The 23,069-nt window shown below is 68.9% G+C and carries 21 protein-coding genes; 13 read left to right on the forward strand and 8 right to left on the reverse strand.

All coding sequences use genetic code 11. The features are described from left to right. Position 1 precedes the first annotated feature (1 nt). Both VV02_RS22285 and VV02_RS22290 read right to left on the reverse strand, forming a co-directional pair. Complete coding sequence (locus VV02_RS22285) at positions 2-1,144, reverse strand: DNA glycosylase AlkZ-like family protein (RefSeq protein WP_052595209.1); 1,143 nt, start codon at positions 1,142-1,144, stop codon at positions 2-4. A gap of 32 nt (positions 1,145-1,176) precedes the next feature. Further along, positions 1,177-2,112 (reverse strand): helix-turn-helix transcriptional regulator, encoded by a 936-nt coding sequence (locus VV02_RS22290; protein ID WP_052595211.1) that lies wholly within the window; start codon positions 2,110-2,112, stop codon positions 1,177-1,179. Between the two features lie 102 nt (positions 2,113-2,214). Between VV02_RS22290 and VV02_RS22295 the strand changes: the two genes are divergently transcribed. From VV02_RS22295 to VV02_RS22315, 5 genes are all read left to right on the forward strand, one after another. Then, on the forward strand, positions 2,215-3,678 hold the full coding sequence (locus VV02_RS22295; RefSeq protein ID WP_083450358.1) for an MFS transporter: 1,464 nt from the start codon (positions 2,215-2,217) through the stop codon (positions 3,676-3,678). Positions 3,679-3,771: 93 nt separating this feature from the next. Further along, the gene (locus tag VV02_RS22300; RefSeq protein ID WP_052595213.1) at positions 3,772-5,259 is read left to right on the forward strand and encodes a carotenoid oxygenase family protein; all 1,488 of its coding nucleotides are present in this window, start codon (positions 3,772-3,774) and stop codon (positions 5,257-5,259) included. Between the two features lie 10 nt (positions 5,260-5,269). Continuing rightward, complete coding sequence (locus tag VV02_RS22305; RefSeq protein WP_052595216.1) at positions 5,270-6,451, forward strand: sensor histidine kinase; 1,182 nt, start codon at positions 5,270-5,272, stop codon at positions 6,449-6,451. After that, on the forward strand, positions 6,448-7,068 hold the full coding sequence (locus VV02_RS22310) for a response regulator (RefSeq protein WP_052595219.1): 621 nt from the start codon (positions 6,448-6,450) through the stop codon (positions 7,066-7,068). The genes VV02_RS22305 and VV02_RS22310 overlap by 4 nt, the downstream gene beginning before the upstream one ends. Before the next feature lie 53 nt (positions 7,069-7,121). Further along, a complete protein-coding gene (locus VV02_RS22315) occupies positions 7,122-7,556 on the forward strand; it encodes a VOC family protein (RefSeq protein ID WP_052595221.1) in 435 nt (144 codons plus the stop codon). Here VV02_RS22315 and VV02_RS22320 read toward each other — a convergent pair. Then, positions 7,549-9,426, reverse strand: a complete 1,878-nt coding sequence (locus VV02_RS22320; protein ID WP_083450360.1) for an ABC transporter ATP-binding protein — start codon at positions 9,424-9,426, stop codon at positions 7,549-7,551. The two genes, VV02_RS22315 and VV02_RS22320, sit on opposite strands and share 8 nt — an antisense overlap. A gap of 80 nt (positions 9,427-9,506) precedes the next feature. On the opposite strand from VV02_RS22320, the gene VV02_RS22325 reads away from it, so the two are divergent. From VV02_RS22325 to VV02_RS22335, 3 genes are read left to right on the forward strand one after another with little or no spacing between them, the layout of a single operon-like run. Then, positions 9,507-9,968: a MarR family winged helix-turn-helix transcriptional regulator gene (locus VV02_RS22325; RefSeq protein WP_052595223.1), complete on the forward strand. Its 462-nt coding sequence runs from the start codon at positions 9,507-9,509 to the stop codon at positions 9,966-9,968. A 25-nt stretch (positions 9,969-9,993) separates the two neighbouring features. Then, entirely contained in the window at positions 9,994-11,175 is a 1,182-nt protein-coding gene (locus VV02_RS22330; protein ID WP_052595224.1) for a thiolase family protein, read from the forward strand. A gap of 49 nt (positions 11,176-11,224) precedes the next feature. Beyond that, positions 11,225-11,992, forward strand: coding sequence for an inositol monophosphatase family protein (locus VV02_RS22335; RefSeq protein ID WP_052595226.1), 768 nt, complete (start codon positions 11,225-11,227; stop codon positions 11,990-11,992). 10 nt (positions 11,993-12,002) lie between these two features. Here VV02_RS22335 and VV02_RS22340 read toward each other — a convergent pair whose 3' ends face one another. Together VV02_RS22340 and VV02_RS22345 are read right to left on the reverse strand one after the other, a co-directional pair. Next, on the reverse strand, positions 12,003-12,989 hold the full coding sequence (locus tag VV02_RS22340) for an o-succinylbenzoate synthase (RefSeq protein ID WP_052595228.1): 987 nt from the start codon (positions 12,987-12,989) through the stop codon (positions 12,003-12,005). Further along, positions 12,986-13,480: an NUDIX hydrolase gene (locus VV02_RS22345; protein WP_052595230.1), complete on the reverse strand. Its 495-nt coding sequence runs from the start codon at positions 13,478-13,480 to the stop codon at positions 12,986-12,988. Before VV02_RS22345 ends, VV02_RS22340 begins: the two co-directional genes overlap by 4 nt. A 771-nt stretch (positions 13,481-14,251) precedes the next feature. On the opposite strand from VV02_RS22345, the gene VV02_RS22355 reads away from it, so the two are divergent. Both VV02_RS22355 and VV02_RS22360 read left to right on the forward strand, forming a co-directional pair. Then, complete coding sequence (locus VV02_RS22355; RefSeq protein WP_157063504.1) at positions 14,252-14,686, forward strand: hypothetical protein; 435 nt, start codon at positions 14,252-14,254, stop codon at positions 14,684-14,686. 56 nt (positions 14,687-14,742) lie between these two features. Continuing rightward, positions 14,743-15,681: a 1,4-dihydroxy-2-naphthoyl-CoA synthase gene (locus VV02_RS22360; RefSeq protein WP_052595235.1), complete on the forward strand. Its 939-nt coding sequence runs from the start codon at positions 14,743-14,745 to the stop codon at positions 15,679-15,681. On the opposite strand, the gene VV02_RS22365 is transcribed toward VV02_RS22360, so the two are convergent. Beyond that, complete coding sequence (locus tag VV02_RS22365; RefSeq protein ID WP_083450361.1) at positions 15,678-18,461, reverse strand: family 20 glycosylhydrolase; 2,784 nt, start codon at positions 18,459-18,461, stop codon at positions 15,678-15,680. The genes VV02_RS22360 and VV02_RS22365 overlap by 4 nt on opposite strands. A 149-nt stretch (positions 18,462-18,610) precedes the next feature. Between VV02_RS22365 and VV02_RS22370 the strand changes: the two genes are divergently transcribed. Next, positions 18,611-19,642 carry a LacI family DNA-binding transcriptional regulator gene (locus VV02_RS22370; protein WP_052595240.1) on the forward strand — a complete coding sequence of 344 codons (1,032 nt, stop codon included), beginning with the start codon at positions 18,611-18,613 and terminating at the stop codon, positions 19,640-19,642. 9 nt (positions 19,643-19,651) lie between these two features. On the opposite strand, the gene VV02_RS22375 is transcribed toward VV02_RS22370, so the two are convergent. Next, positions 19,652-20,602 (reverse strand): ArsR/SmtB family transcription factor, encoded by a 951-nt coding sequence (locus tag VV02_RS22375; RefSeq protein ID WP_157063505.1) that lies wholly within the window; start codon positions 20,600-20,602, stop codon positions 19,652-19,654. Between the two features lie 223 nt (positions 20,603-20,825). Beyond that, positions 20,826-21,563 carry an SDR family NAD(P)-dependent oxidoreductase gene (locus VV02_RS22380; RefSeq protein ID WP_052597420.1) on the reverse strand — a complete coding sequence of 246 codons (738 nt, stop codon included), beginning with the start codon at positions 21,561-21,563 and terminating at the stop codon, positions 20,826-20,828. Positions 21,564-21,622: 59 nt separating this feature from the next. On the opposite strand from VV02_RS22380, the gene menE reads away from it, so the two are divergent. Together menE and VV02_RS22390 are read left to right on the forward strand one after the other, a co-directional pair. Beyond that, positions 21,623-22,810 carry an o-succinylbenzoate--CoA ligase gene (gene menE / locus VV02_RS22385; protein WP_052595244.1) on the forward strand — a complete coding sequence of 396 codons (1,188 nt, stop codon included), beginning with the start codon at positions 21,623-21,625 and terminating at the stop codon, positions 22,808-22,810. Beyond that, positions 22,810-23,061, forward strand: a complete 252-nt coding sequence (locus tag VV02_RS22390) for a PLDc N-terminal domain-containing protein (RefSeq protein ID WP_052597422.1) — start codon at positions 22,810-22,812, stop codon at positions 23,059-23,061. Before menE ends, VV02_RS22390 begins: the two co-directional genes overlap by 1 nt. Positions 23,062-23,069 lie beyond the last annotated feature (8 nt).

Genomic DNA, 23,069 nt, shown 5'->3' on the forward strand with positions numbered 1-23,069 from the left:
CTCACCCTATGAGGCGGTCCGGGCGCGTGGGCCGGGCCGCCGAGGACGGCAGCGAGACCTCGAGTCCGAGACACCCAGCGAGGTCCTTGATCTCACGTCGTACGGCGGCTCCGAGAGCCTTCGAGAACGTCACGTCCTCGTGGATCGCGTTGACCCGCAGCACTCCCTTTGCATGGTCCGCGGTCGCGTCGACCTTGCCCACGAGGCGGTCGCCGTGCAGGACGGGGAGGGCGTAGTAGCCCCAGCGACGCTTGGCCGCCGGCTTGAACATCTCCAGCTGGTAGTCGAACTCGAACAGGTCGACCATGCGCTTGCGGTCGTAGATGAGGCGGTCGAGCGGCGACAGCAGGGCCGTACGCCCGGCGAAGGGCTGGCCGAGCAGCGTCGGGTCGACGCGCCACGTGCCCCGGACGTCCTCGACCACCGCCTGCTCACCGACATCACCGACGTCGAGCGGCTCCTCAGGGCAGTCCGGCCCGGTCGCGCGGGCGATGCCGAGTGAGCGCAGCCGCCGCTCGTTGCGAACCCGCAGCGCCTCGTCCGCCGGCACGACCGGGTCGTCGGCGTAGACCCGAGAAGCCAAGTCCCACAACCGATCTCGGCCACGGCGTCCGACCACTGCGACGTCGCCGCGCTGCATCAGGCAGTCGAGCATCCGGCCGACGTTGCGGTTGTTGTTCCAGCCCGTCGACTGCCACGGCACCTCACAGATGTCGGGCAGCTCGCGGGACGTGAGCGGCCCGTCCGTCTCGAGCCGGACCAGGATCTCTCGACGGCAGGCTTCGTTGGTCCGCACCCACTCACCGGCGTACGCCTCCCACGGCTGCAGGTCGTGGACGCCGGGCCACTGCGCCATGTCGGCGCGGTAGAGCGCGAGGTCCTCACGGGGCCGCAGCATCGTGCGGAACTCGACCAGAGTCTGGTCACGCACCGCTCTCGCGAGCTGCTCCGGGTCGTACGCCGGACCGAGCCGGCTCCAGGCCACCAGGTCTGCACTCGGCGCGACCGCCTTGACCGCGTCGACCTGCAGCAAGGTCAGGTGACGCACCACGTCCATCAGGTCAGTGGGTCGCTGCCGGTCCAGCAGCTGGGCACGCACAGCCAGTCGCCGAGCATCAGCGCGCGAGAGCTCGTGGACGGTCACCCTTGGAGGCTAGGCGTGCGCACCGACGGCGACTACCCCGCGGCGGACCGCGCGATCTGTCGGTGGACCTCGACGTGGGCCCGCACGGGCGCCATCAGCTCCTCCTCCGACATGGTGGAGATCCGCTCCAGCTGCTCACGCGCGTGATCGGTGCTCGGGGTGACGATCTGCACCCATGCACCGGCCGGCGCCGGCAGGGTCATCCCGGTCATCTTGACCTCGACGTCGCCGACCGCCGGATGCCGCACGGTCCGGACGCGCAGCGGGGGCGCCGCCACGTCATTGCGCTCCCACATCCGCGCGAAGTCCGTGCTCGCGCCGCACATCCGCTCGATGTACGCCCGCCACTCCGGGTCATCGACGTATTTGCCGTACGCCGAACGCAGGTAGGCGACCATCCGCCCCACCTCGTCGGCGCGGGTGACGAACGGGTTGCAGCAGTCGGCCAGCGTGAAGATCTCCCACAGGAGATTGCGCGGCCGACCGTCAGAGGCGGTCTTGGTGCACCGCGGGAACAGCCGCTCGTAGGCCTCGTTGCAGGCCAGCAGGTCGTACTTCGCGCTGACCACGCTGGCCGGCAGCACTCCGAGGTGGTCCAGGATCGTCTGCAGCTCCTCGGGCAGCGTGCCGTCGACGGATGCGCTGGGGACGCTCGGCACGCCGGCCATCCGATAGAGGTGCGCCTTCTCGGTCTCATCGAGCGACAGGGTCCGGGCCACGGCGTCCAGCACCTGCACGCTGACGTTGATCGGCCGTCCCTGCTCCATCCAGGTGTACCAAGTAATCCCGATCCCGGAGAGCTGGGCGACCTCCTCGCGACGCAAGCCCGGCGTACGACGCCGAGAGCCGGCCGGCAGGCCGACGGACTCCGGGGTGACCCGCGCCCGTCGCGACTTCAAGAAGGCGGCCAGCTCAGCGCGGCGTACCTCCTTGACGACGCGAATGCCGTCCAGCTCAGAGATCGTCATGCAACCATCCTGACTCAGGACACCGACAACAACCAGGTGCTGTCAGTACCCGTATAAGCGGGCTCCTGTTACCGGTGTCAGAACGCGCGCACTCTCGTCGGCATGACCCAGACGACCACTGCGCCCGCCCGATCGGCGCCGCCCAACCCAGCCTCCGCCGTACGACCTGGCCTGCTGCTCGCCGTCCTGCTGACCGCCCAGTTCATGGTCGGCCTGGACCTGGCCATCGTCAACGTCGCGATCCCCTCGATCCAGTCCGACCTCGGCGCCACCGGCTCGGGACTGCAGCTCGTCCTGTCCGGCTACGTCATCTCGTACGCCGTCTTGCTGGTCACCGGCGCGCGGCTCGGCGACCGCGTCGGGCAACGGACCATGTTCACCACCGGCCTGATCGTGTTCACCGCGACCTCGCTGGCCTGCGGACTCGCGTGGTCGACCAGCTCGCTCATCGCGTTCCGGTTCCTGCAGGGCGCCGGCGCGGCGGCCATGGTCCCGCAGGTGATGACCCTCATCCAGGTCACCTTCACCGGCGCGGCACGGGGCAAGGCGCTCGCGCGGTACGCCGCCGTCATCTCGGGCGGTGCCGTCGTCGGTCAGGTGCTCGGAGGGTTGATCGTCACGGCGGACATCCTCGATACCGGATGGCGCGGCGTGTTCCTCGTCAACGTGCCAATCGGGTTGGCAGCGTTGATGATTGCGCCTCGAGTCATTCCCGGTGGCAGTGCTCGGCCCGGACATCGCCTCGATGTGAAGGGACTCCTGCTGCTGTCCCCCGCGGTGCTGCTGATCGTGCTGCCGCTCGTCCTCGGGCATGACCAGGACTGGCCGGCGTGGACGTGGGTCGCGCTGGCCGCCAGCGTCGTCGTGCTCGCCGGATTCGTCGTCGTAGAGCGGTCCGTCGCGGCGCCGCTGTTCCCCGGCCGGCTGATGAAGGCACCCGGTCTGGTGCCGGCGGTCGCGTGCAACACGCTGGTCATGGCGACGTTCGCCGGGACACTGTTCTCCACGGCGATCCACATGCAGGGTGCGCTCGGCTACTCGGCGTTGCACACAGGGCTGTTGTTCGTGCCGATGGCGGTCGCCTTCGCAATCGCGAGCATGAACTGGGGCAAGATCCCCGTGCGCCATCACCCGGGGATGATCCGACTCGGGCTGCTCCTCGCCGCCGCGACCCTCATCGCCATGGGCCTGCTGCTGCGCGACGGGCGCGACTTCGGCCCGGTCGAGATCGCAGTGTTCACCCTCAACGGGTTCGGCTACGGCTTCGCGATGAGTCCGTTGATGACGACCGCGCTGAGCAAGGTGCCGCTGGCCGAGGCCGCGGATGCCAGCGGCTTCATGACGACCTCCGTCCAGCTGGGCAACGTGATCGGTGTCGCGACGTTCGGCACGCTCTTCCTGACACATCTGGAGGAGCACGTGGTGCACGCGTCGGCGCAGGCGTTCGGTCTCACCCAGATCGTGGAAGGCGTGGTGATCGCGCTCGCTGCAGCACTCGCGATCGTGGCCACCCGTCCCCGCGCCGTGCCAGCCGTCGCCCAGGTGCAGCCCGAACCCGCCACCTGAGCCGCCCGACCTGCGTGTCCACCGATCGGTGGACACGCAGGTTCAGCCGATCGGGCGTCGCGGCGGACGACCGGCAGACGCCAGTCTCGATGTATGAGCACCGACACCCGCACGTTCGATCCGCAGACCGACCATCCGATGCTGCGCGGCAACTACGCGCCGGTGCCGGTAGAGACCACCGCTCTCGACCTCGACGTCACCGGCACCATCCCCGACTACCTCGACGGCCGCTACCTGCGCATCGGACCCAACCCGATCGGCGAGGCGGATCACCAACGCTACGAATGGTTCTCGGGCGCCGGGATGGTGCACGGACTGCGCATCCGGGACGGCAAGGCCGACTGGTACCGCAACCGCTGGGTACGTTCCGTGGACGTCTCCCAGCGCCTCGGCGAGGAGTGGAAGGGCGGCCCGCACGGCGGAGGCTTCGACTTCGCGGCCAACACCAATGTCATCGGTCACGACGGCCGTACCCTCGCGATCACCGAGTCGGGACCGACGCCGTACGAGCTGGACGACGTGCTCGACACCGTCGGCCCGTCGGACTTCTGCGGGACGCTGCGCAACGGCTACAGCGCGCACCCGCACCGCGACCCGTTGACCGGAGAGCTGCACGCGGTGTCGTACAGCCCCCTGCACGGCAACCGGGTGACGTACACGGTGACGGGCACTGACGGTCGCGTGCGGCGCAGCGTGGACATCCCCATGCAGGCGAACGTGATGATCCACGACTTCTCGCTGACCCAGGACTACGTCGTCATCTACGACCTGCCGGTCGTGCTCGACCTCGGCGCCGCACCGAGGTCGCGCCCGGCTCAGGTCGTCGCGTCGATGTTCACGCGATGGGCTCGCCAGCACCCGATGCCGGGGTTCCTGGAGAACCAGCTGATGCGTGGCTCACAGCGCTCTGCGACACCGGACCTCGGACTCCCTTACCGGTGGAATGACCGCCACCAGGCGCGGATCGGAATCCTGCCTCGCGTGGGTGGATCGAACCATGTGCGCTGGTTCGACATCCCGGAGGCGTTCGTTTATCACACGCTCAACGCGTACGACGACGGCAACCAGATCGTGCTCGAGCTGGTGCGCTATCCCAAGGCTTTCGAGGACGGCAGCGATCCGGTCTCCGGGCTGCCGACCCTGGAGCGCTGGACCATCGATCTCGTCACCGGCTCGGTGCAGCAGGTCGTGCTGGACGACCGACCGCAGGAGTTCCCGCGCGTCGACGAGCGCCTCGTCAGCCGTCAGCACCGCTTCGGCTACAGCGTCAGCCACACCCTCGACGAGTACGGACTCGCGGTCCCTGATGCAGTGCTGAAGCACGACATCGCGAAGGGGTCTGTGGAGGCCGTGTCCTTCGGACCGGACACCGAGCCGGGCGAGTTCGTCTTCCATCCGTCGTCTCCCGATGCCGCGGAGGACGACGGCGTGCTCATGGGATTCGTCTATCACCGCTCCACCGACCGCAGCGACCTCGCGCTCCTCGACGCGGCAACGCTGGAGACGATCGCGACCGTCCACGTGCCGGCACGCGTACCTCATGGCTTCCATGGCAACTGGGTACCGACCGAGGCGGGCTAGGGTCGCTCACGTGGACCGTACGACCGCAGTGCCGCATCGTTCGCAGGCCGGGTGGGGCCCGCTGTGGGAGCTGTACGTCGTCGTCGGGTGTGTGGCCGCCGTCGCCGTCGTCCTCGTCATGGATCACGACAAGCTCGGCCGGGCGCTGGTCGCCGTCGCCGCGATCGTGGTGCTCCTGATCTGGACGTTCACGTTCGGTCGGCGATTGCTCTACTCGCGCCAGTTCGGTTGGCAGTCAACACTTTTCGCAGGGGGCGTGCTCGCGATACTGGCGTTCGCGCTCTGGTTCTCGGCGCCTGCGACGTCGTTGCTTCCTGTGATCTTTCCCCTGGCATTCATGTCGCTGCCGCTGCGGTGGGCGGTCGTCGCCACACTTGTGGCCAACGTCCTGCCGCCGCTGATCGTGCTGCTCAGCCAAGGATCTGACTCGCCCGACCTCGGCTACTCCGTGGCCGTGTGCCTGATGACCTTCGTGGTGAGCCCGGTCATCGGCGTCGTGATCACGCGGACGGCCCTCCTGAGCGAAGAACGCGCGTCGCTGCTCCAGGATCTGGCAGCCAGTCGCGCCGAGTCGGCCCAGCACGCGCACGAGGCGGGGATCGCCGCCGAGCGGGCGCGGCTCGCCCGCGAGATCCACGACACCCTCGCGCAGGGCTTCACGAGTGTGGTGACGCTCGTACAGGCGGTCGAGTCCGAACTCGACACCGACGAGGACGCGGCGCGACGCCACCTGACCTTGATCGGGACGACCGCGAAGGAGAACCTCGCCGAGGCACGCGCCATGGTGTCCGAGCTGACTCCGACGTCGCTGGGAGACGGCGACCTGGTGGCGGCGCTGCATCGAGAGAGCGAACGGCTCGCCGCCGAGACCGGCATCGTCATGACCGTGACCGGAAGTCCCACGCTGCCGCCACTCGGTACGGCGAAGGACGTCGTCCTCCTGCGCGCGACGCAGGAAGCGTTCTCCAACATTCGCCAGCATGCCCGGGCCAGCAACGCATCGCTCGACATCGATGTCACCGATGGCGCGGCTCGAATCTCGGTGTCCGACAACGGAGTTGGTTTGGTGAGCGAGAAGGCCGGCTTCGGGCTGCGCGGTATGCGCGACCGAGCCGAGCAGGTGGGTGGCGCTGTCACGGTGGGGCCCAGGGAGGGCGGCGGCACCGTCGTACGGATCGAGGTCCCCACATGATCGAGGTGCTGCTCGTCGACGACCACCCGGTCGTGAGGGAAGGTCTGCGCGGCATGCTCGACGCCGAGCCGGACCTCACGGTGGTGGGTCTGGCGGACTCGGGCGAGGAAGCCGTGACGCTCGCAGCCACGCTCACGCCCGACGTGATCTTGATGGACCTGCGCATGCCCGGCATCGACGGCGTCGAGGCGACCCGCCGCATCCTCGCGGTGGACCGGGACGTCGCGGTCGTGGTGGTCACGACCTACGAAACGGACGCGGACATCCTGCGCGCGGTGGAGGCGGGCGCCGCTGGCTATCTGCTGAAGGACGCCTCACGGACCGAGCTCGCCGAGGCCGTACGCGGAGCCGCGCGGGGCGAGACCGTGCTCGCTCCTTCGGTCGCTGGGCGACTGGTCCATCAGGTCCGTCGGCCAACCCGTGCCGGCCTGTCCGCCCGCGAGATCGAGGTGCTCGAGCGCGTCGCGCGCGGCCGGACCAACGCCGAGATCGGGCGGGATCTGCACGTGAGCGAGGCGACCGTGAAAACCCATCTGCTGCGGGCGTTCGCCAAGCTCGAGGTCTCGGACCGTACGTCGGCGGTCACCACCGCGATGTCCCTAGGCCTCCTGGACTGAACCTGTTCGTTCAGCGGACGGATTCTGTCCGCATCAGGGCGGATGCTGTCCGCATGAGCTACTTCATTCAGACCACCATCGACAGCGCGGACGCCCTGACCCAGGCGGACTGGTGGGCCGAGACCCTCGGCTGGCGGGTCGAGACGCCCGACGAGGACTTCGTCCGGTCGATGGTCGAGCAGGGCCGGGCCACGGAGGACCAGACGGTCCGCCACCAGGGCCGGCTCGTGTGGCGCGGCGCGGCCGCGATCTCGCCGACCGATCAGGCGGACGTCCCCGACCGGCCGCGGATGCTGTTCCAGGACGTGCCCGAGCCGAAGGCTGGCAAGAACCGCGTGCACTGGGACGTCCGGACCGGCGAGGACATCGACGAGGTGCGCGCTCGGCTCGAGAGCCGAGGCGCGGCGTACGTCGCCTCCCACAGCCAGGGCCCGTTCAGCTGGCACGTGATGACCGACCCCGAGGGCAACGAGTTCTGCGTCAGCTGAGTACGCCGACCGCATCCTTCGCGGACGACGTCACCTGCGCGCTCGCCGACTGGGCGTGGACGAGCGCGGCGTAGCGACCGTCGCGCTCCATCAGGTCTGCGTGGTTGCCGACCTCGACCGCCTGCCCGTGGTCGAGGACCACGATCAGGTCTGCGTCGCGCACCGTCGAGAGGCGGTGGGCGATCGTCAGCGTCGTGCGGCCGACGCTCAGGGCGTCCACGGCATCCTGGACCGCACGCTCGGTGCGGTTGTCCAGAGCGCTGGTCGCCTCGTCGAGGACGAGGACCTTGGGATCACGAAGGATGGTGCGCGCCAACGCAATTCGCTGCTTCTCGCCACCGGAGAACCGGTAGCCGCGCGCGCCCACCACAGTGTCGTAGCCGTCCGGCAGATCCTGGATCAGCTCGTGCACCTGGGCAGCCTTGGCTGCAGTGACGATCTCGTCGTCGGTGGCGTCCGGACGGGCGTAGCGCAGGTTCTCGCGGATGGTGGTGTGCAGCAGGTAGGTCTCCTGGCTCACCACACCGACCAGCTCGGCGACGTTGGCCAGGGCCATGTCGCGCAGGTCGATGTCGTCCAGGCGGACGTGCCCGCCGGTCGGGTCCATCAGGCGTGACACCAGGCCCGCCAGGGTCGACTTGCCCGAGCCCGTCGCCCCGACCAGCGCCACGTGGCTGCCCGCGGGGATGTCGAGGGAGACGTGGGATATGGCGTCACGGTCGGAGTCGGCGTACCGGAACGACACGTCCCGCAGCGTGACGTGACCACGAGCGTCCTTGCGATCCAACGCAATTGGCGTCGTCGGGTCGTCGATCTCAATACGCATGTCGAGGTACTCGAAGATCCGGCTGAACAGCGCCATCGAGCTGGTGATCTGGACGCCGACGTTGAGCACGCCCATGAGCGGGCGGAACAGCGCAGCCTGCAGGCCCGTGAAGGCGACCAGGGTGCCGATGGTCATGCCACCGCTGGTGGCGGGCATACCGGCCGCGAGATAGATGAGTGCCGGGATCGCGGCGAAGATGATCGACATCGACGCCATCCGCCAGCGGCCGGCGAGCTGGGACTGCACCTCGAGCTCGGTCAGCTGGACGGACGTGTCCGTAAACCGTTGGGAGAGCTGCGGACCCGACGCGAGCGTCTTGCTCAGCTGGACGCCGCTGATCGACAGCGACTCCTCGATCTGGGTCTGCATGTCGGCGAGCGCGCGCTGCGCTCGAGCCGTGATGGTGCGGCGCAGCCGAGCGACGCGGCGAGTCAGATAGATCGCCGGCGGGAGCACGATGAGGCTCAGCAGCGACAGGCGCCAGGAGAGCGCGGCCATGGCCACAGCCGTACCGACAGCCGTGGTGACGTTGGAGGCGATCGAGGTGGCCGAGCTGGTGACCACGGACTGCATGCCGTTGATGTCGTTGGTGAGGCGGGACTGGAGCTCGCCACCACGGGTCCGCGTGAAGAACGCGAGCGGCATGCGCTGCAGGTGTGCGAACACGTCAGTGCGCAGCCGGTGCATGATCTGCTGCCCGACGACGGTCGCGAGCCAGGTCTGGACGACGCCGAGCGCGGCGGTCAGCACGGCGATGCCGAGCATGAGGCCGACCAGGGTCAGCAGGAGGCCGACGTCCTGGTGCGGGATCGCGTCGTCGATGAGGTGCTTGGTGATGAAGGGGCTCGCGAGGCCGACGAGCGACGTCGCGACGATGAGACCGGTGACGACGGTCAGGCGGCCCTTGTAGGGGCGAAAGAGTGCGCCGATGCGGCGCATGCTGACGGGGTGCTCCTGCAGCTGCTGCAGGTCCTGGGGATCCTTGCGTGCGCCGGTCCCGTCGCCTCGGCGGCCGCGCATTCCCTCGTTCATGGGGCTGGTCATACACATCCCTTCCTTTCGTGAAGGTCATTGCTGAGGTTACCTCATTATTACTCAACCTCCGAATCGTTAAGATCATTCCCATGACGACGAGCGGGCCTGAGCGCGACCTCGGTTCGCTGATGGTCGAGCTCACCAAGCTCATCCGGCGCCGCTCCCTCACCGCCCTCGAACCCTTCGGCCTCTCCCCCGCCCAGGGCCGCGCCTTCCGCGTGATTGCGCACCACGACCGGGCCGAGCACGACGACACGGACGAGCTGCGGCTCTCCGGACTCGCCGAGCGCCTGCGCATCGCACCTCGATCCACCACTGAGGTGGTGGACCGCCTCGAGGAGCTCGGTCTCGTACGCCGCTCCCCCAGTCCCAGCGACCGTCGCGCCATCAGCCTCACTCTGACCGACAAGGGGCGCCAGGTGCGCAAGTCGATGGACCAGGCGCGCGTCGAGGGGACGGGTGACCTGTTCGGCGCCCTCACCACTGCCGAGCGCGGCACCCTCGCGCACCTGCTGACCAAGGCCCTCGACGACGCCGACGACCGCCGCTGAGAGGTCGCCAGCGATACTGACCCGCATGGGTGATGTGTGGGTCGTCGACGCTGTCCGTACGCCGATCGGTCGCTACGGCGGGGCACTCGCCGGCGTACGCCCGGATGACCTCGCGGCGAGCGCGATCGGCTCCTTGGTCGCCCGCCACTCCGACCTCGACCCGGCCCGCATCGATGACGTACTCCTCGGCGATGCCAACGCCGCCGGCGAGGACAACCGCAACGTGGCCCGGATGGCCACACTGCTCGCGGGCCTGCCGACCTCGGTGCCCGGCGCGACCCTCAACCGCCTCTGCGGCTCGGGCATGGAGGCCGTGATCAACGGCTCCCGCGCGATCGCGTCCGGCGACGCCTCACTCGTCCTGGCCGGCGGCGTCGAGTCGATGTCGCGCGCGCCCTGGGTAATACTCAAGCCGGACCGCCCCTACGCCCGCGGCCACGAGACGCTGCACTCCACGACCCTGGGCTGGCGGATGGTCAACCCGGAGATGCCGGACGAGCACACCATCGCTCTCGGCGAGAGCGCCGAGCTGCTGGCCGACCAGATGTCGATCAGTCGCGAGGAGCAGGACGAGTTCGCCGTCCGCTCCCACCAGCTCGCGGCGAAGGCCTGGGACAACGGGCTGTACGACGGTCAGGTCGCCTCCGTCGACGGCACCGACCTCGTGCGGGACGAGGGCATCCGCCCGGACACCTCGGTCGAGGCGTTGGGACGGCTCAAGCCGGCCTTCCGCAAGGACGGCACCGTCACCGCGGGCAACAGCTCGTCACTCAACGACGGCGCGGCAGCGATGTTCCTGGCGGACGACGACGGACTCGCCGCGCTCGGCGGTCCCGAGCCCTTGGCACGCGTGGTGTCCCGCGCCGTCCACGCGGTCGACCCACGCGTCTTCGGGATCGGCCCGGTCGAGGCGGCCAACAAGGCGCTCGCGCGTGCTGGCATCGCGTGGTCCGACCTGGCCGTGGTCGAGCTCAACGAGGCCTTCGCCGCCCAGTCACTCGCCTGCCTGCGGTCCTGGCCGGACCTCGACCCCGAGATCGTCAACGTCAACGGCGGCGCCATCGCGATCGGGCATCCGCTCGGCTGCTCCGGCGCCCGCATCGTCGGCTCGCTCGCTCACGAGCTGCGCCGTCGCGGCGGCGGGTGGGGCCTGGCGACCCTGTGCATCGGCGTCGGACAAGGACTCGCCGTCGTCCTTCACACCTGATCGTCAGGGCGCCGGGCTGGGAGGACCGGTCGTCCGGCACACTTGCCGCGTGGACTCCGATGCCGTCTTGGCGATGCTCCAAGAAGTTGCTGCCGAAGTCATCACCCCTCGCTTCCGGGCGCTGGCTGACGGCGAAGTGATGGAGAAGAACCCGGGCGACTTCGTCACGGTGGCCGACCACGAGGCGGAGGAAATCATCACCCGACGCCTGCAGGCCGCCTACCCGGACGCCCTGATCTTCGGCGAGGAGGCGGCGTCGGCCCACCCGCAGCTGTTCGACAGCCTGACCACGGTCGATCACTGGTTCACGGTCGACCCGGTCGACGGGACCAAGAACTTCGTGCACGGCTCACCCGACCACGCCGTCATGGTCAGCGAGATCCAGGGACAGGACATCGTCCGCGCCTGGATCTGGCAGCCCGAGCTGCAGCACGCCTTCGTTGCCGAGCACGGTGCCGGCGCGTACGACAACGGCAACCGTCTCCCCGACCTCACCCCGGACCTGGCCGCCCTGCGTGGCGTGACCTCGCGCCGTTCGATGGTCGGCACATCGCTGGGTTCCCTTGCGCCACTTGACCTTTCGTGGGTCTGCTGCGGCGTGGACTACCCCCAGCTGTGCACCGGCGGCACGGACTACATCCTCTACGGACGCACCAAGCCCTGGGACCACGTACCCGGTGCGCTGCTGGTGCGCGAGGTCGGCGGCTACGTCGCCCGCACGGACGGCACGCCCTACCTCCCGACGGATGTGGAGGGTGCGCTGCTGGTCGCCGCCAGCAAGGACGTCTTCGACACGGTCCAGGCCCTCGTCGGCTGAGCGGCTCCGCCTAGCTCAAGTGCGTGTAGCACTCCGCCACACGTCGAGCCCAGTGCTGGCGGCGTTCGACCGGCGCCTCCCACCGGTGGAGCAGCGCAGTCTCCACGTCGACATCGCGCACATCGACCGAACCCCGTTGGGGCACAAGGCTTTTCGCGGTGACGTCAGCGCTGAAGAGCTCAAGCGTGCCGAGCCCGCACGCATAGGGCAGCTCCGGAAGCGCAGCGGCCAGAGCCACTCCTGCAGCCATCCCGACTGAGCTGTCGAGCGCACTCGACACCACCACAGGGATGCCACACGCGGACGCGACCTCCAGAGCAGCAGCAACGCCTCCAAGGGGAGCCACCTTGATCACCGCCACGTCAGCGGCCTCGAGCTCCACCACCCTCAACGGATCGTCGGCCTTGCGGATCGACTCGTCGGCAGCCACGAGCACGTCAATCCCTTGATGCGCCAACGCAACTCGCAGGTCACGCAGTTCCTCGACCGTCTCGCACGGCTGCTCGGCATACTCCAGCCCGTACGACGACAGCCGGCTCAGCGCATCCCTCGCCTGCTCGACGTCCCAGCCGCCGTTGGCGTCGACGCGGATCGCCGCGTCCGGCCCCATCACGTCGCGGACCGCGGCCACCCGGTCGAGGTCGTCCTGAAGGCTCTGCCCCGGTGCGGCGACCTTGACCTTGGCCGTCCGGCAGCCGTCGTACCGACCGAGGACGTCTGCCACCTGGTCAGCCGGCACAGCGGGAACCGTCGCGTTGACCGGCACGCTCGACCGCACCGCGGCCGGCCAGCCCACCCACGCCGCCTCGATCGCGGAGGCGAGCCAACGGGAGGCCTCCGCGGCGTCGTACTCCAGGAACGGCGCGAACTCGCCGTAGCCCAATGGGCCTCGTACATAAGCGATCTCGCGCTCGAGGACCCCCCGAAAGCGGGTGTTGAGCGGCAGCTGGACAACCCGGAGACCGTCGAGCAGGTCATCGAGCGCCGGGCGGGTCACGCCTGACGCCCTTCACGGCCGAACAGGACTCCAGGTCCGGGGTCGAGGACGAGCTTCAGATGGCTCAGGAACCGATCCTGCAGGTCCGGCAGCCGGTCGAGCGCGAACCATCCGACGTCCGTCGACTCCTCGTCACCGACGCCGGCGTCACCACTGACGTAGCGGCACCGGAACGCGTGGTCGAGATACTGCACCTGGTCACCGTTGGGATAGGTCGTGATGGCGAGCGCCTGCACGCTGACCAGCCGTTCGACCTCGATGTGCACCTTGGATTCCTCGAGCGCCTCGCGCACCGCGGTCACGTCGGGCTCCTCGCCGGGGTCGGTCATGCCACAGATCGGCGTCCAGCGACCGTTGTCGGCGCGCCGCACAAGGAGCAGCTCGGTCTCGCCCTCGTGCTCGCGCAGGACGTACGCCGTCGCGCCGGGCAGCCACAGCAGTCGGGTGCCGATGTGCTCGCGCAAGTCGGCGATGTACCGCGGTCGAGACATGCCCCGACCCTACGGGCCGGTCGTCACCCGCTCGTGCAAGTCCGCAGGGATGGCGCGTAGGACTACGCATCCGCTGGTCCGCGGATCGTCGGAGGCTGGAGCCATGGCCGAGCGCTCCGCTTCCGACAGACCTGTCCGGACTCTTGGCCGCGCCTTTGGGTTCCTGTATGTCATCGGGTTCGCCGAGCTTTGGACCGCGATGATCCAACGCGACTTCCCATCGCGAGATCGTTCGGTCTCAGAGGTTGTCAACGTCGCCTATTGGTCCGTCTTCGCGACGTATGCCGGAGCAACGGTCTTGATCCTCGTCATGTCTGCGCTAGTGGCGTCGTGCAAGCTTGGGTTATCTCTCGCCCTACTGGTCGGAGCAGCACAGATACCTACGCTCGTTGTTCTTGTCTGGGCCGCATATTTTGCTTCGTGGGGGTCCGCATTATTTCGCGTCCCCGACCTTCTCCCGGCCTATCTCGTGTTCAGCACTATCAATGTGGCGACGATCGTGTGCGTGCTGCACTCGGCGCGCCTCGAGAGGCTCGCGTCGCGCGGCAGAGGAGGACTGAGCACATGAACGTTTTCAGGTTGAGCGGCTGGGCTCTATCGGGACTCCTCGCCATCGGCTTGTCGGCCTGCGACTCGGCGAGCACCTCAGGTCACACCGCCGAAGTGCCTGACGGAGGCGCCTCAGTTTCGGCCGACCGCATTCCGACAGCGAGTGCTCCATCTTCGTACGTGGTCCCATCGACGCCTCCACCGTTCCCCATGGACACATCGATGCCCGGCCGACCGGCGAGATTGCCGGCAGCGGCTCGCCAGAAGTCTCAAGCGGCTGCGCGCTCTTTCGTTCTCAGCTACTTCGCCGCATACAACGAAGCGATCAAGAACCCGAACAAGGCGCAGCTGATCGGTTATGGCTCAGGGCGGTGCGCAGCCTGCTACAGCCACGGCGGCAAGATTGAGGTGCTACTTCAGAACAAGTGGCACGGGAAGAGTGACTTCCTGGACCTCAGCGAGTTGAAGGTCACCCAGACCGGAGATTCGTCTGTTGTCGTTCAAGGCATCGGCCATGAACTCCCAGCAAGAATCGCGGACAAGCGAGGGCGAACGGTGCTTGTCGGACCGGACTCTCGTCGTCACTACCGGTTCACGCTTTCGTGGACTCACGATCGATGGTTCCTCGACGCGATCAAGACGAGCGCCACGATCTGAACCTTCGGCCCGAGCCCGGCCGTTGTCGTACGACCCGTCGTCATACAGTCGGCTGCGTGACTGACGCAGCAACCACCGCGAACCCGTTCGACCCCTCCGCCTGGGAGGAGGTGCCCGGCTTCGAGCTCACCGATCTGACCTATCACCGCGCCAAGGACGTCGGCTGCGTCCGCATCGCGTTCAACCGTCCCGAGGTGCTCAACGCCTTCCGCCCGCACACGGTGGACGAGCTCTACCGCGTGCTGGACCACGCGCGGATGACCCCGGACGTCGGCTGCGTCCTGCTGACGGGCAACGGCCCCGGGCCCGAGGGCACCGGCAGCGCGGGCAAGTGGGCGTTCTGCTCAGGTGGCGACCAGCGCATCCGTGGGCGCAGCGGCTACCAGTACGCCGACGGCGAGACCGCGGACACCGTGGACCAGGCGCGGGTCAAGGCTGCGGGCGGGCGCCTGCACATCCTCGAGGTGCAGCGACTGATCCGGACGATGCCCAAGGTCGTCATTGCTGTGGTCAACGGCTGGGCGGCCGGCGGCGGGCACTCGCTGCACGTCGTCTGCGACCTGACCATCGCCTCGCGTGAGCACGCCCGGTTCAAGCAGACCGACGCCGACGTGGGCTCCTTCGACGGCGGCTACGGGTCGGCCTACCTCGCCAAGCAGGTCGGCCAGAAGTTCGCCCGGGAGATCTTCTTCCTCGGCCGCACCTACTCCGCCGAGGACATGCACCGGATGGGCGCTGTCAACATCGTGGCCGACCACGCCGAACTCGAGGCCGAGGCGCTGCAGGCCGCGCGCGAGATCATGGGCAAGTCGCCACAGGCCCAGCGGATGCTGAAGTTCGCGTTCAACCTCACGGACGACGGGCTGATGGGTCAGCAGGTCTTCGCGGGAGAGGCGACCCGGCTGGCGTACATGACCGACGAGGCCGTCGAGGGCCGCGACCAGTTCCTGGAGAAGCGCGACCCGGACTGGTCCGCCTTCCCCTGGTACTTCTAGGAGTGCGCGTCGACAGTCAGCTCCGCGACTGAGGTCCACGGTTTGCCGCTCTGCTCCGAGAGCGCTCGCAGCATGACGTATCGCCCGGGCACGGCGGCCTTCAAGTCGACGGCCTGGACCAGGCTGCCGGCCGAGAACCGCCCCTTGGCGACAGGCTCGCCCCAGGCCGCCAGGTCCGTACCCGCCGCAACTGCCGGGTCGTCCGTGGCATAGACGGCGTAGTCAGCGATCCGGCCGTTCGGGGAGTCCTGACGAGGAAGCACTCCCACACTGCAGACCGAGCGGGAGGACCCCAGGTCGACCACGATCTCGTGCGGCAACGGCGCGTCACTAGGCGACCACTGCGTGCCCCAGAACGTCGCTGGGTCACCGTCGATCGCGTTGGTGCCCGGCGTGCGCTCCTCGGTCATCTCGGCGCTGTCCACTCGTACGACGCTCGCCGGCTTGCTGGGTGCGGCGGCGCAGCTGAAGCGCACCGGCGTGGTCGTCGTACTGCTCTTCGTCGTCCCCTGCGAGCGGTAGCTCGTGGTCGCCGTGAGGTCAGCCGAGCCGGCGCCGGAGGTCGAAGCGGTGACCGTGACCTTGCCTGACCAAGTCGCACCCGGGGCGAGTGAGCCCACCTGGAGCAAGGACGGCGTCACCGACCAACCCTTCGGACCCGTCACCCGGACCGCGACCGACGTCAGCCTCGATCCGGTGGTGTTGACGACGGAGACGGTGGCTGTCGTCGCCTGACCGCTGACCAGCGTCGCGGCCTTGACGGAGACCGTCGGAGCGCCGGACTCGATCCGCAGCACGGCCGGCGAATGCTGATCCGGCGCCTCCTGCGTGACGGTCGCGGCACCGCGCGCCCCGATCGCCAACGGCTGCAGGACAATCGCGTTCTGCAGCGTGAAGCCGCCACCCGCTGCTGGACGGATCCACCACTTCTGGAGGTTGCGCGACGCATCGCACGGAGTGGCCTGCGGTGCGATCCCCGACTCGGTCGGTACACCCAGCCAGAGCTTGGTGCCGGCGCCGACGACATCCAGGCAACGTCCTGCACGGTTGTCGATCGTGTAGTAGCCGTCCGCCGTCGGGGTCAACCTCCACTGCTGCGGCGTCCCGCCGGTGCTCATCGTGACCGGGGCCTCAACGGTCGCGCCCGCAGTCATCGACGCTCGTCCTTGCGTGATCGAGAACGAGCCCTCGGGAAGGGGGCTGTAGTCGACGTTTTGCCAGTGGGGGCCGTTGCCGAGGGTGGTGCCGAGCGATGCGAAGTCGGCGTACGCACTCACCGGGCGCGGGCTGCCCCAGGTGGCCTGCGCGACGAACCGCAGAGTCGGGTGCATCTTCTGCTCCATGCGGTTCTCGGTGTCGCCGGCGCCGTTGTCGGGCCACGCGGTCAGCTTGGCGCCCAGCACCTTGCCCGGCCCCGCTGTCGGCGAAACCTTCGAGCCGTCGAAGTCCAGCGGCGTCCAGTTGTCCGCCCATAGCTTCGGGACGTTCGGAGAGTACGAGCCGCGGACGAAGTACAGCGACTGGGACGCGTTCAGCACGTCATGGCCGTCGGCCAGGAGATTGGACGGTGTCCGGCCCTTCCCGTACCAGTGCTCGACGACGATGCTCGGGTCGAGCTTCGCCTTGCCGGGCGTCGTAGGGATGCCGTCGTTCCACACACGCAGGGTCTTGCCCTTGGACCGGACGTAGGTGTTGACCTGGTTGATGAAGTCGATGAACGCGTCGCTCGGAGTCGCGTCCGGGCCGAACTTCGCCCGCGCCGCTGCGAGGATCTGCGGGTACTGGTCGTAGTCCGAGCCGAGCATGTACTCGTCCGCGCCCATGTGCCAGGTCGTGGTGCCGAACGCGGCGAGGTTCTCATCGATCAGCCGCTTGACGAAGGTCAAGGCTTCGGGACGCGTGATGTCGAGCCGGTCCGGCTGCTTCTCACCGGCGGAGCTCGTGAGCTGTAGCTCGGGGTACTTGTACAGCCAGGTGCCCATGTGACCCGGCGAGTTCACCTCGACGACGAGGTCGACATGGTGCAGCCTCGCGAAGTCGCGCAGCTCGGTCGCCTGCGCAGGTGTGAAGTACGCCCAGAAGTTCGCCATGGGGTAGGCCTTCGACGCCAGCTTGGTCTCGATCCACAGCTGGTTCAGCTTGTAGTACGACGCCTCGGTGATCAGCCGTTTGACGGCCTCCACCGAGACCTGGATCTGGCAGGCGCAGACGCCCGCACCGCGTTCTGGGTACGTCGGCCGGTCGACACTGGAGCCGGCCGGAACGGATGCCAGCGCCGAGGGTGCGCTACCCGGGGCAGCCGCCAGCGTCGCCCACTGCAGGACCGTGCGGGTCCCGAGGAAGAGTCCGTTCTCGGTCGCGGCGGTGAGAGTGATCGTGTCTCCGACCGTGACGGCGTAGCCCTCGTCACCCAGGTCACGCCGCTGCGGGTCCAGGGCCAGCGCCACATCGTGCGCACGTGCAGCGCCCTCGCTCACGGGCACCGAGTGACCCACGATGCCGGACAGGTCATTGCTCGTCTGCTTGAGCAGCGGGCGCAGCGATCGCGGGCCGACCAGGCGGGTCCTGGTCTCGAAGGTGAAGCGTCCCGAGGCCGGCGTCCAGGTGGCCAGGGCCGGGATCGACTGCGGGGCTCCCGACGTCGTGGTCGGAATGCTGGAGGCCGTGGCCACCGGCCCCACGGGCGGACTGGCGGCACGCGCCGGCGACGCAGCCGCGCCAGATGTGGCGAGCAAGGACAGGGCCAGCGCCGTCGCGCCCACAAGCTGGAGAGTCCGCATGTCGGGGGATGCTAGCCCGTTTGTGTTAGCGCTAACAGGGCTTTGCCAAATCTTCTCCTCGATTGCCCGGAATGGCAGATGAAGAGGCGGCCGAGTTGGACAGGCAACGACCTGTTAGCGTCTCTCAAGAGTTGAACGAGGGAGATGTCATGTCCCGCACGCGTGCCGGTGCCGGCCGGCTGTCGATGGCCGATGTCGCAGCCAAGGCCGGTGTATCGAGTCAGACCGTCTCTCGCGTTCTGTCGGGTCGACCCCACGTCAACGCCGAGACACGGTCCAGGGTCCTGTGGGCCGCCGAACAGCTCGGGTACGAACCCAACGCCGCGGCCCGCGCCCTCGCCTCAGGTCGTACCCGCGTCATCGGACTGGTCACGATCGAGGGCGACACCGTGACCAGAGGAATGGTGACCAAGGCGGTGGAGGGCGCGGCCCGCACGGCCGGCTACCGGGTCAGCGATGTCGGCGTCCGGACCCCGACGGCAACCGCCGTGGCCCAGGCGCTCACCCAGCTCCGCCGCCAGAACGTGGACGGGATCGTGCTCGCCGCGCCGCTGATCGACCCTGACGCCACGATCGAACGGCTCACGGCCGAGACGCCAACCGTGGCGATCGACGGCTCACGCACGTCCTCGACCGAGATCGTCGCGGTCGACCAGATCGCCGTGGGCCGCATCGCCACCGAGCACCTCCTCTCCCTCGGCCACCAGACCGTCCACTACGTCTCAGGTCCGACCACCTGGGTCGACACGGTGGGACGTACAGAAGGATGGCGCTCGGCCCTCAAGGCAGCCGGACGCGACGAGCCGCCGATTCTGATCGGGGACTGGTCCCCGGAGTCCGGCCATCACGCCGGGCGAGTCCTCGCAGACAATCCGCGCGTCACCGCAGTGTTCGTCGCGTCCGACGAGATGGCGTTCGGGGTGCTGCATGCGTTCGTCAGAGCAGGTCGACGGGTCCCGGACGACATCTCGGTCGTCGGCGTCGACGACGTCCCACTCGCGGCGTACGCCCATCCTCCGCTGACCACCGTGCGCCAGCCTTTTGCCGACGTCGGGGCGCGCGCGGTGCGCCGACTGGTCGAGCTGATGGACTCGAGCGACGACCGCGCCCCCACCCTCATCGCACCGACCCTCGTTCGGCGGGAGAGCGTCGGCCCGCCACCGGCACCCGCGAGCCAATAGGCGGTCCGGTCAGATCGAGGAGCGAAGGACGTCATCGCCCAGGTTGGTGCGCTCGTACAGCACCTGCTTGCCCTGCCGCCGAGCGCGCACCAACCCACCGTCAGCCAGCACTCGCAGGTGTCCGTTGACCGTCGGCTTGGACAGACCGACCGCGTCCGCCAGCGCCGTCGTGCTCATCGGGAGGTCCGTACGCCGCAGGACCTCCGCGCGCGTCCGGCCAAGGAGCCGGTCGAGTCGAGCCGTCGGACGACGGGGGTGCTCCCACAGCAGGCCCGAACCTCGCGCGGGGTAGCACAGCACGGGCATCTCGCTGGAGTACTGCACAGCGACGGTCGGCCATTGGAACACCGAGGGCACCAGCCAGAGCCCACCTCGGCTCCGCACCCGACGCTCGGTCGGAGCTTGCACGCGAATCGTGTTGTGCTCCAACTTGATTCGCTCATGCAGGCCACCAACGGTCGCGGCCAGACCCTCCGTTGCCAGCTGAGATGAGCGGTAGGCGATATCCGCGTCGGCGAGTGCCTCGAGGCGGCCCCACAGCGGCGCCATGACCGCGGTCCAGTAGACGTGCATCGCGGCCGCCGCAGCCCTCCTCAGCTCCTGCGGTGAGAGGTCGAGGAGTGGTGACTGCGGGAGATAGCGGCGTACGACGTCTAGGTCGCCCCGCACGATCTCGAGATCGGCGTCGGCCACCTGGGCGACCCGGGCTTCGGGGTCCCGGCGCCCACTGATCGGCTCGGGCCCCAGGAAGTCGGGGAACCACCGAGGGTCACCGCACAGCTCGTTCAGCAACCACATCGACGAGCGGTCGATCAGCCCGAAGTGCTCACGCAGCCGACCGTGCACCGCCTCCGCCCGCGGGCGCTGCATGACCGAGAGGCTGGCGATCGCCTCCCACAGCGGATCCGCGGCGAAGCGCGCCCTTCCGAGGTCGACGCCGTCCAGCTCGATCTCGATCACGTTCACAGACTGCCGGAATCTGCTCCATTCGGCTATACCCGAAACGTTGCCTGCGGCCGTTCCGTGGCGGAACCTAGGCGAGGGTCACACTGGGGAGGCGCCACGGGTGACGCGTTTGTCGCGTCCACGAAGGCCCACCCGCTGGCCGAGGACATCAGTCCCGGTCATGCAGGTGGGCCTTTGCCGTGGGCCGAAGCATCCAGGCATCCGAACTCCCGCCGGCTCAGCGGCGATGGACCTTGTGCTGGGCGGCCTGCGCTCGTGGCCGGACGACCAGTGAGTCGATGTTGACGTGCTTGGGACGAGTCGCGACGAACGCCACACAGTCGGCGATGTCCTCCTGCTGCAGCGGATCGACCACCCCGGCGTAGACCGCGGCCGCCTTCTCCGCGTCGCCGTGAAAACGCACCAGCGCGAATTCGTCGGACTCGACCATGCCGGGGTCGATCTCACAGATCCGGACCGGCTGGTCGTACGCCTCCAGGCGTAGCGAGCCGATCGCCGCCCGCACCGCGTGCTTGGCCGCGACGTAGCCGCCACCACCTTCGTACGACACGTGCGCCGCCACCGACCCCATCACGATGACCTCGCCCTCAGCAGCGATCAGGGCAGGCATCAACGCCTGCACTGAGCGGACGACGCCAATCACGTTGGTCTCGAACATCGTTCGCCATTCGTCCAGGTTGGCGTCAACGACCGGCTCGGTGCCGATTGCTCCGCCGGCGTTGGCCACGAGGACGTCGAGCCGCGGGCCGACCTCGGTCGCGAGCGCGGCGATGTCGTCGGCCGATGTCACGTCGCAGGTCACCGCTCGCCCCTCGATCTCCGCAGCGAGCGCCTCGATCCGGTCCGTCCGCCGCGCCGCGCAGATCACCTCGAAACCCTCGGCCGCCAGACGGCGTGCGCTGGCCCGGCCGATCCCGCTGCTCGCCCCGGTCACCACTGCCACAGGTCGCGTCATGGCGGCCATTCAACACCTGGGCGTCGAGCGGCCGGCGCACGGCTCGTACTGTGAGAGCCGTGCCAGCCCTCGAACCGTTCGCCGTCGACCCGGCCCGTCTGCCGGCGTACGTCGAGGCGCTCACGAAGGTGTTCGACGGCACCGGCCCGGCCCTCCTGCCGTACGCCGCAGGCACTCCCAGGCCCGAGCTGGCGTACGACGACGCAGCCCTGCCAGACGATCTCGCCCTCGTGGCCAGCACCTCCGGGTCCACTGGTCCGCCCAAGCGAGCCCTGCTCACGCGAGGCAACCTCGAGGCCAGCGCGACCGCCACCCATGCGCGACTCGGCGGGCGCGGACAATGGTTACTGACGATGCCGGCACACCACATCGCAGGCACTCAGGTCCTGGTCCGATCCCTGGTCGGCGGGACCATCCCGATCCTGCTCAACCTCGAAAGTGGTTTTGTACCAACCGATTTCGTCGATGCCACCGCGTGGATGTCGCCGAGCCGGCGCTACACCGCGCTCGTCCCGACCCAGCTGACCCGGCTGCTCGACCATCCGGACGGTCCTGCCGCGCTCGCCACGTTCGACGCGATCCTGCTCGGTGGTGCCGCGTCGCCGCCAGCGCTGCTCGACCGTGCGGCCGAGGCCGGGCTGACGGTCCTGCCGACCTACGGCATGAGCGAGACCGCCGGTGGCTGCGTCTACGCCGGGCTTCCGCTGGACGGCACCACCGTCACGGTCGGCGACGAGGGGCGGCTCGGGCTGAGCGGCCCGACCGTCGCGGCCGGTTATCTCGCCGATCCGGCACGAACCGGGGCGGCGTTCGACACCGCAGCGGACGGGCAACGGCGGTTCTGGACCGACGACATCGGTGCCATCGAGGACGGCGTGCTGCAGGTCCTCGGCCGGCGCGACGACCTGATCAGTAGCGGTGGGGTCAAGGTCGCACCGCGCGTCGTCGAGGAAGCGGCGGCCCACCTTCCAGGCGTCTCCGAAGCCGTCGCCGTCGGCACACCCGACGAGGAGTGGGGGCAGCTCGTGAGCCTCGCGGTCGTCGTACGACCCGGCCCGGCCCCGGCCCTCGCGGAGGTGCGAGATCTGCTGCGTGACGCGCTCCCGGCGTACGCCCTGCCCCGTCGCCTGCTCGCGCTCGAGGCGATCCCGGCGCGCGGTCCCGGCAAGCCCGACCGGGCTGCGATCGCCGCGCTGCCGGGATGGGAGACTTGGCCGACACGGTCGGCAAAGACGAGAGGTGAGTGATGATCCGCGTGATCCTCCCCCTGATGATCTTCGGCGTCGTCGTCTATGCCCTCGTCGACTGCATCCAGACCGACGAGGGCGAGCTGCAGCACCTGCCCAAGCTGGTCTGGATCGCGCTCATCGTCCTGGCCCCGCCCTTCGGCGCCATCGCGTGGATCGCGATCGGTCGCCGACGGCGTCCCAGCCAGCGCCCGCGCACCCTCGGCCCGCGCGGGCCGGACGACGACCCGGACTTCCTGCGCGGCCTCTGAGGCCCGAC

Origin of the sequence: Luteipulveratus mongoliensis, from assembly GCF_001190945.1 — a bacterium.
Classification (GTDB): Bacteria; Actinomycetota; Actinomycetes; order Actinomycetales; family Dermatophilaceae; genus Luteipulveratus; species Luteipulveratus mongoliensis.

What these genes read in the sequence shown, in the direction of transcription:
- VV02_RS22370 (WP_052595240.1), top strand. Translation starts at nt 18,611, where the DNA reads ATGTCCCGCACGCGTGCCGGTGCCGGCCGGCTGTCGATGGCCGATGTC.
- VV02_RS22325 (WP_052595223.1), top strand. Translation starts at nt 9,507, where the DNA reads ATGACGACGAGCGGGCCTGAGCGCGACCTCGGTTCGCTGATGGTCGAG.
- VV02_RS22295 (WP_083450358.1), top strand. Translation starts at nt 2,215, where the DNA reads ATGACCCAGACGACCACTGCGCCCGCCCGATCGGCGCCGCCCAACCCA.
- VV02_RS22315 (WP_052595221.1), top strand. Translation starts at nt 7,122, where the DNA reads ATGAGCTACTTCATTCAGACCACCATCGACAGCGCGGACGCCCTGACC.
- VV02_RS22345 (WP_052595230.1), bottom strand. Translation starts at nt 13,480, where the DNA reads ATGTCTCGACCGCGGTACATCGCCGACTTGCGCGAGCACATCGGCACC.
- VV02_RS22330 (WP_052595224.1), top strand. Translation starts at nt 9,994, where the DNA reads ATGGGTGATGTGTGGGTCGTCGACGCTGTCCGTACGCCGATCGGTCGC.
- VV02_RS22365 (WP_083450361.1), bottom strand. Translation starts at nt 18,461, where the DNA reads ATGCGGACTCTCCAGCTTGTGGGCGCGACGGCGCTGGCCCTGTCCTTG.
- VV02_RS22290 (WP_052595211.1), bottom strand. Translation starts at nt 2,112, where the DNA reads ATGACGATCTCTGAGCTGGACGGCATTCGCGTCGTCAAGGAGGTACGC.
- VV02_RS22310 (WP_052595219.1), top strand. Translation starts at nt 6,448, where the DNA reads ATGATCGAGGTGCTGCTCGTCGACGACCACCCGGTCGTGAGGGAAGGT.
- VV02_RS22300 (WP_052595213.1), top strand. Translation starts at nt 3,772, where the DNA reads ATGAGCACCGACACCCGCACGTTCGATCCGCAGACCGACCATCCGATG.
- VV02_RS22390 (WP_052597422.1), top strand. Translation starts at nt 22,810, where the DNA reads ATGATCCGCGTGATCCTCCCCCTGATGATCTTCGGCGTCGTCGTCTAT.
- VV02_RS22380 (WP_052597420.1), bottom strand. Translation starts at nt 21,563, where the DNA reads ATGACGCGACCTGTGGCAGTGGTGACCGGGGCGAGCAGCGGGATCGGC.
- VV02_RS22320 (WP_083450360.1), bottom strand. Translation starts at nt 9,426, where the DNA reads ATGACCAGCCCCATGAACGAGGGAATGCGCGGCCGCCGAGGCGACGGG.
- VV02_RS22355 (WP_157063504.1), top strand. Translation starts at nt 14,252, where the DNA reads ATGCCCGGCCGACCGGCGAGATTGCCGGCAGCGGCTCGCCAGAAGTCT.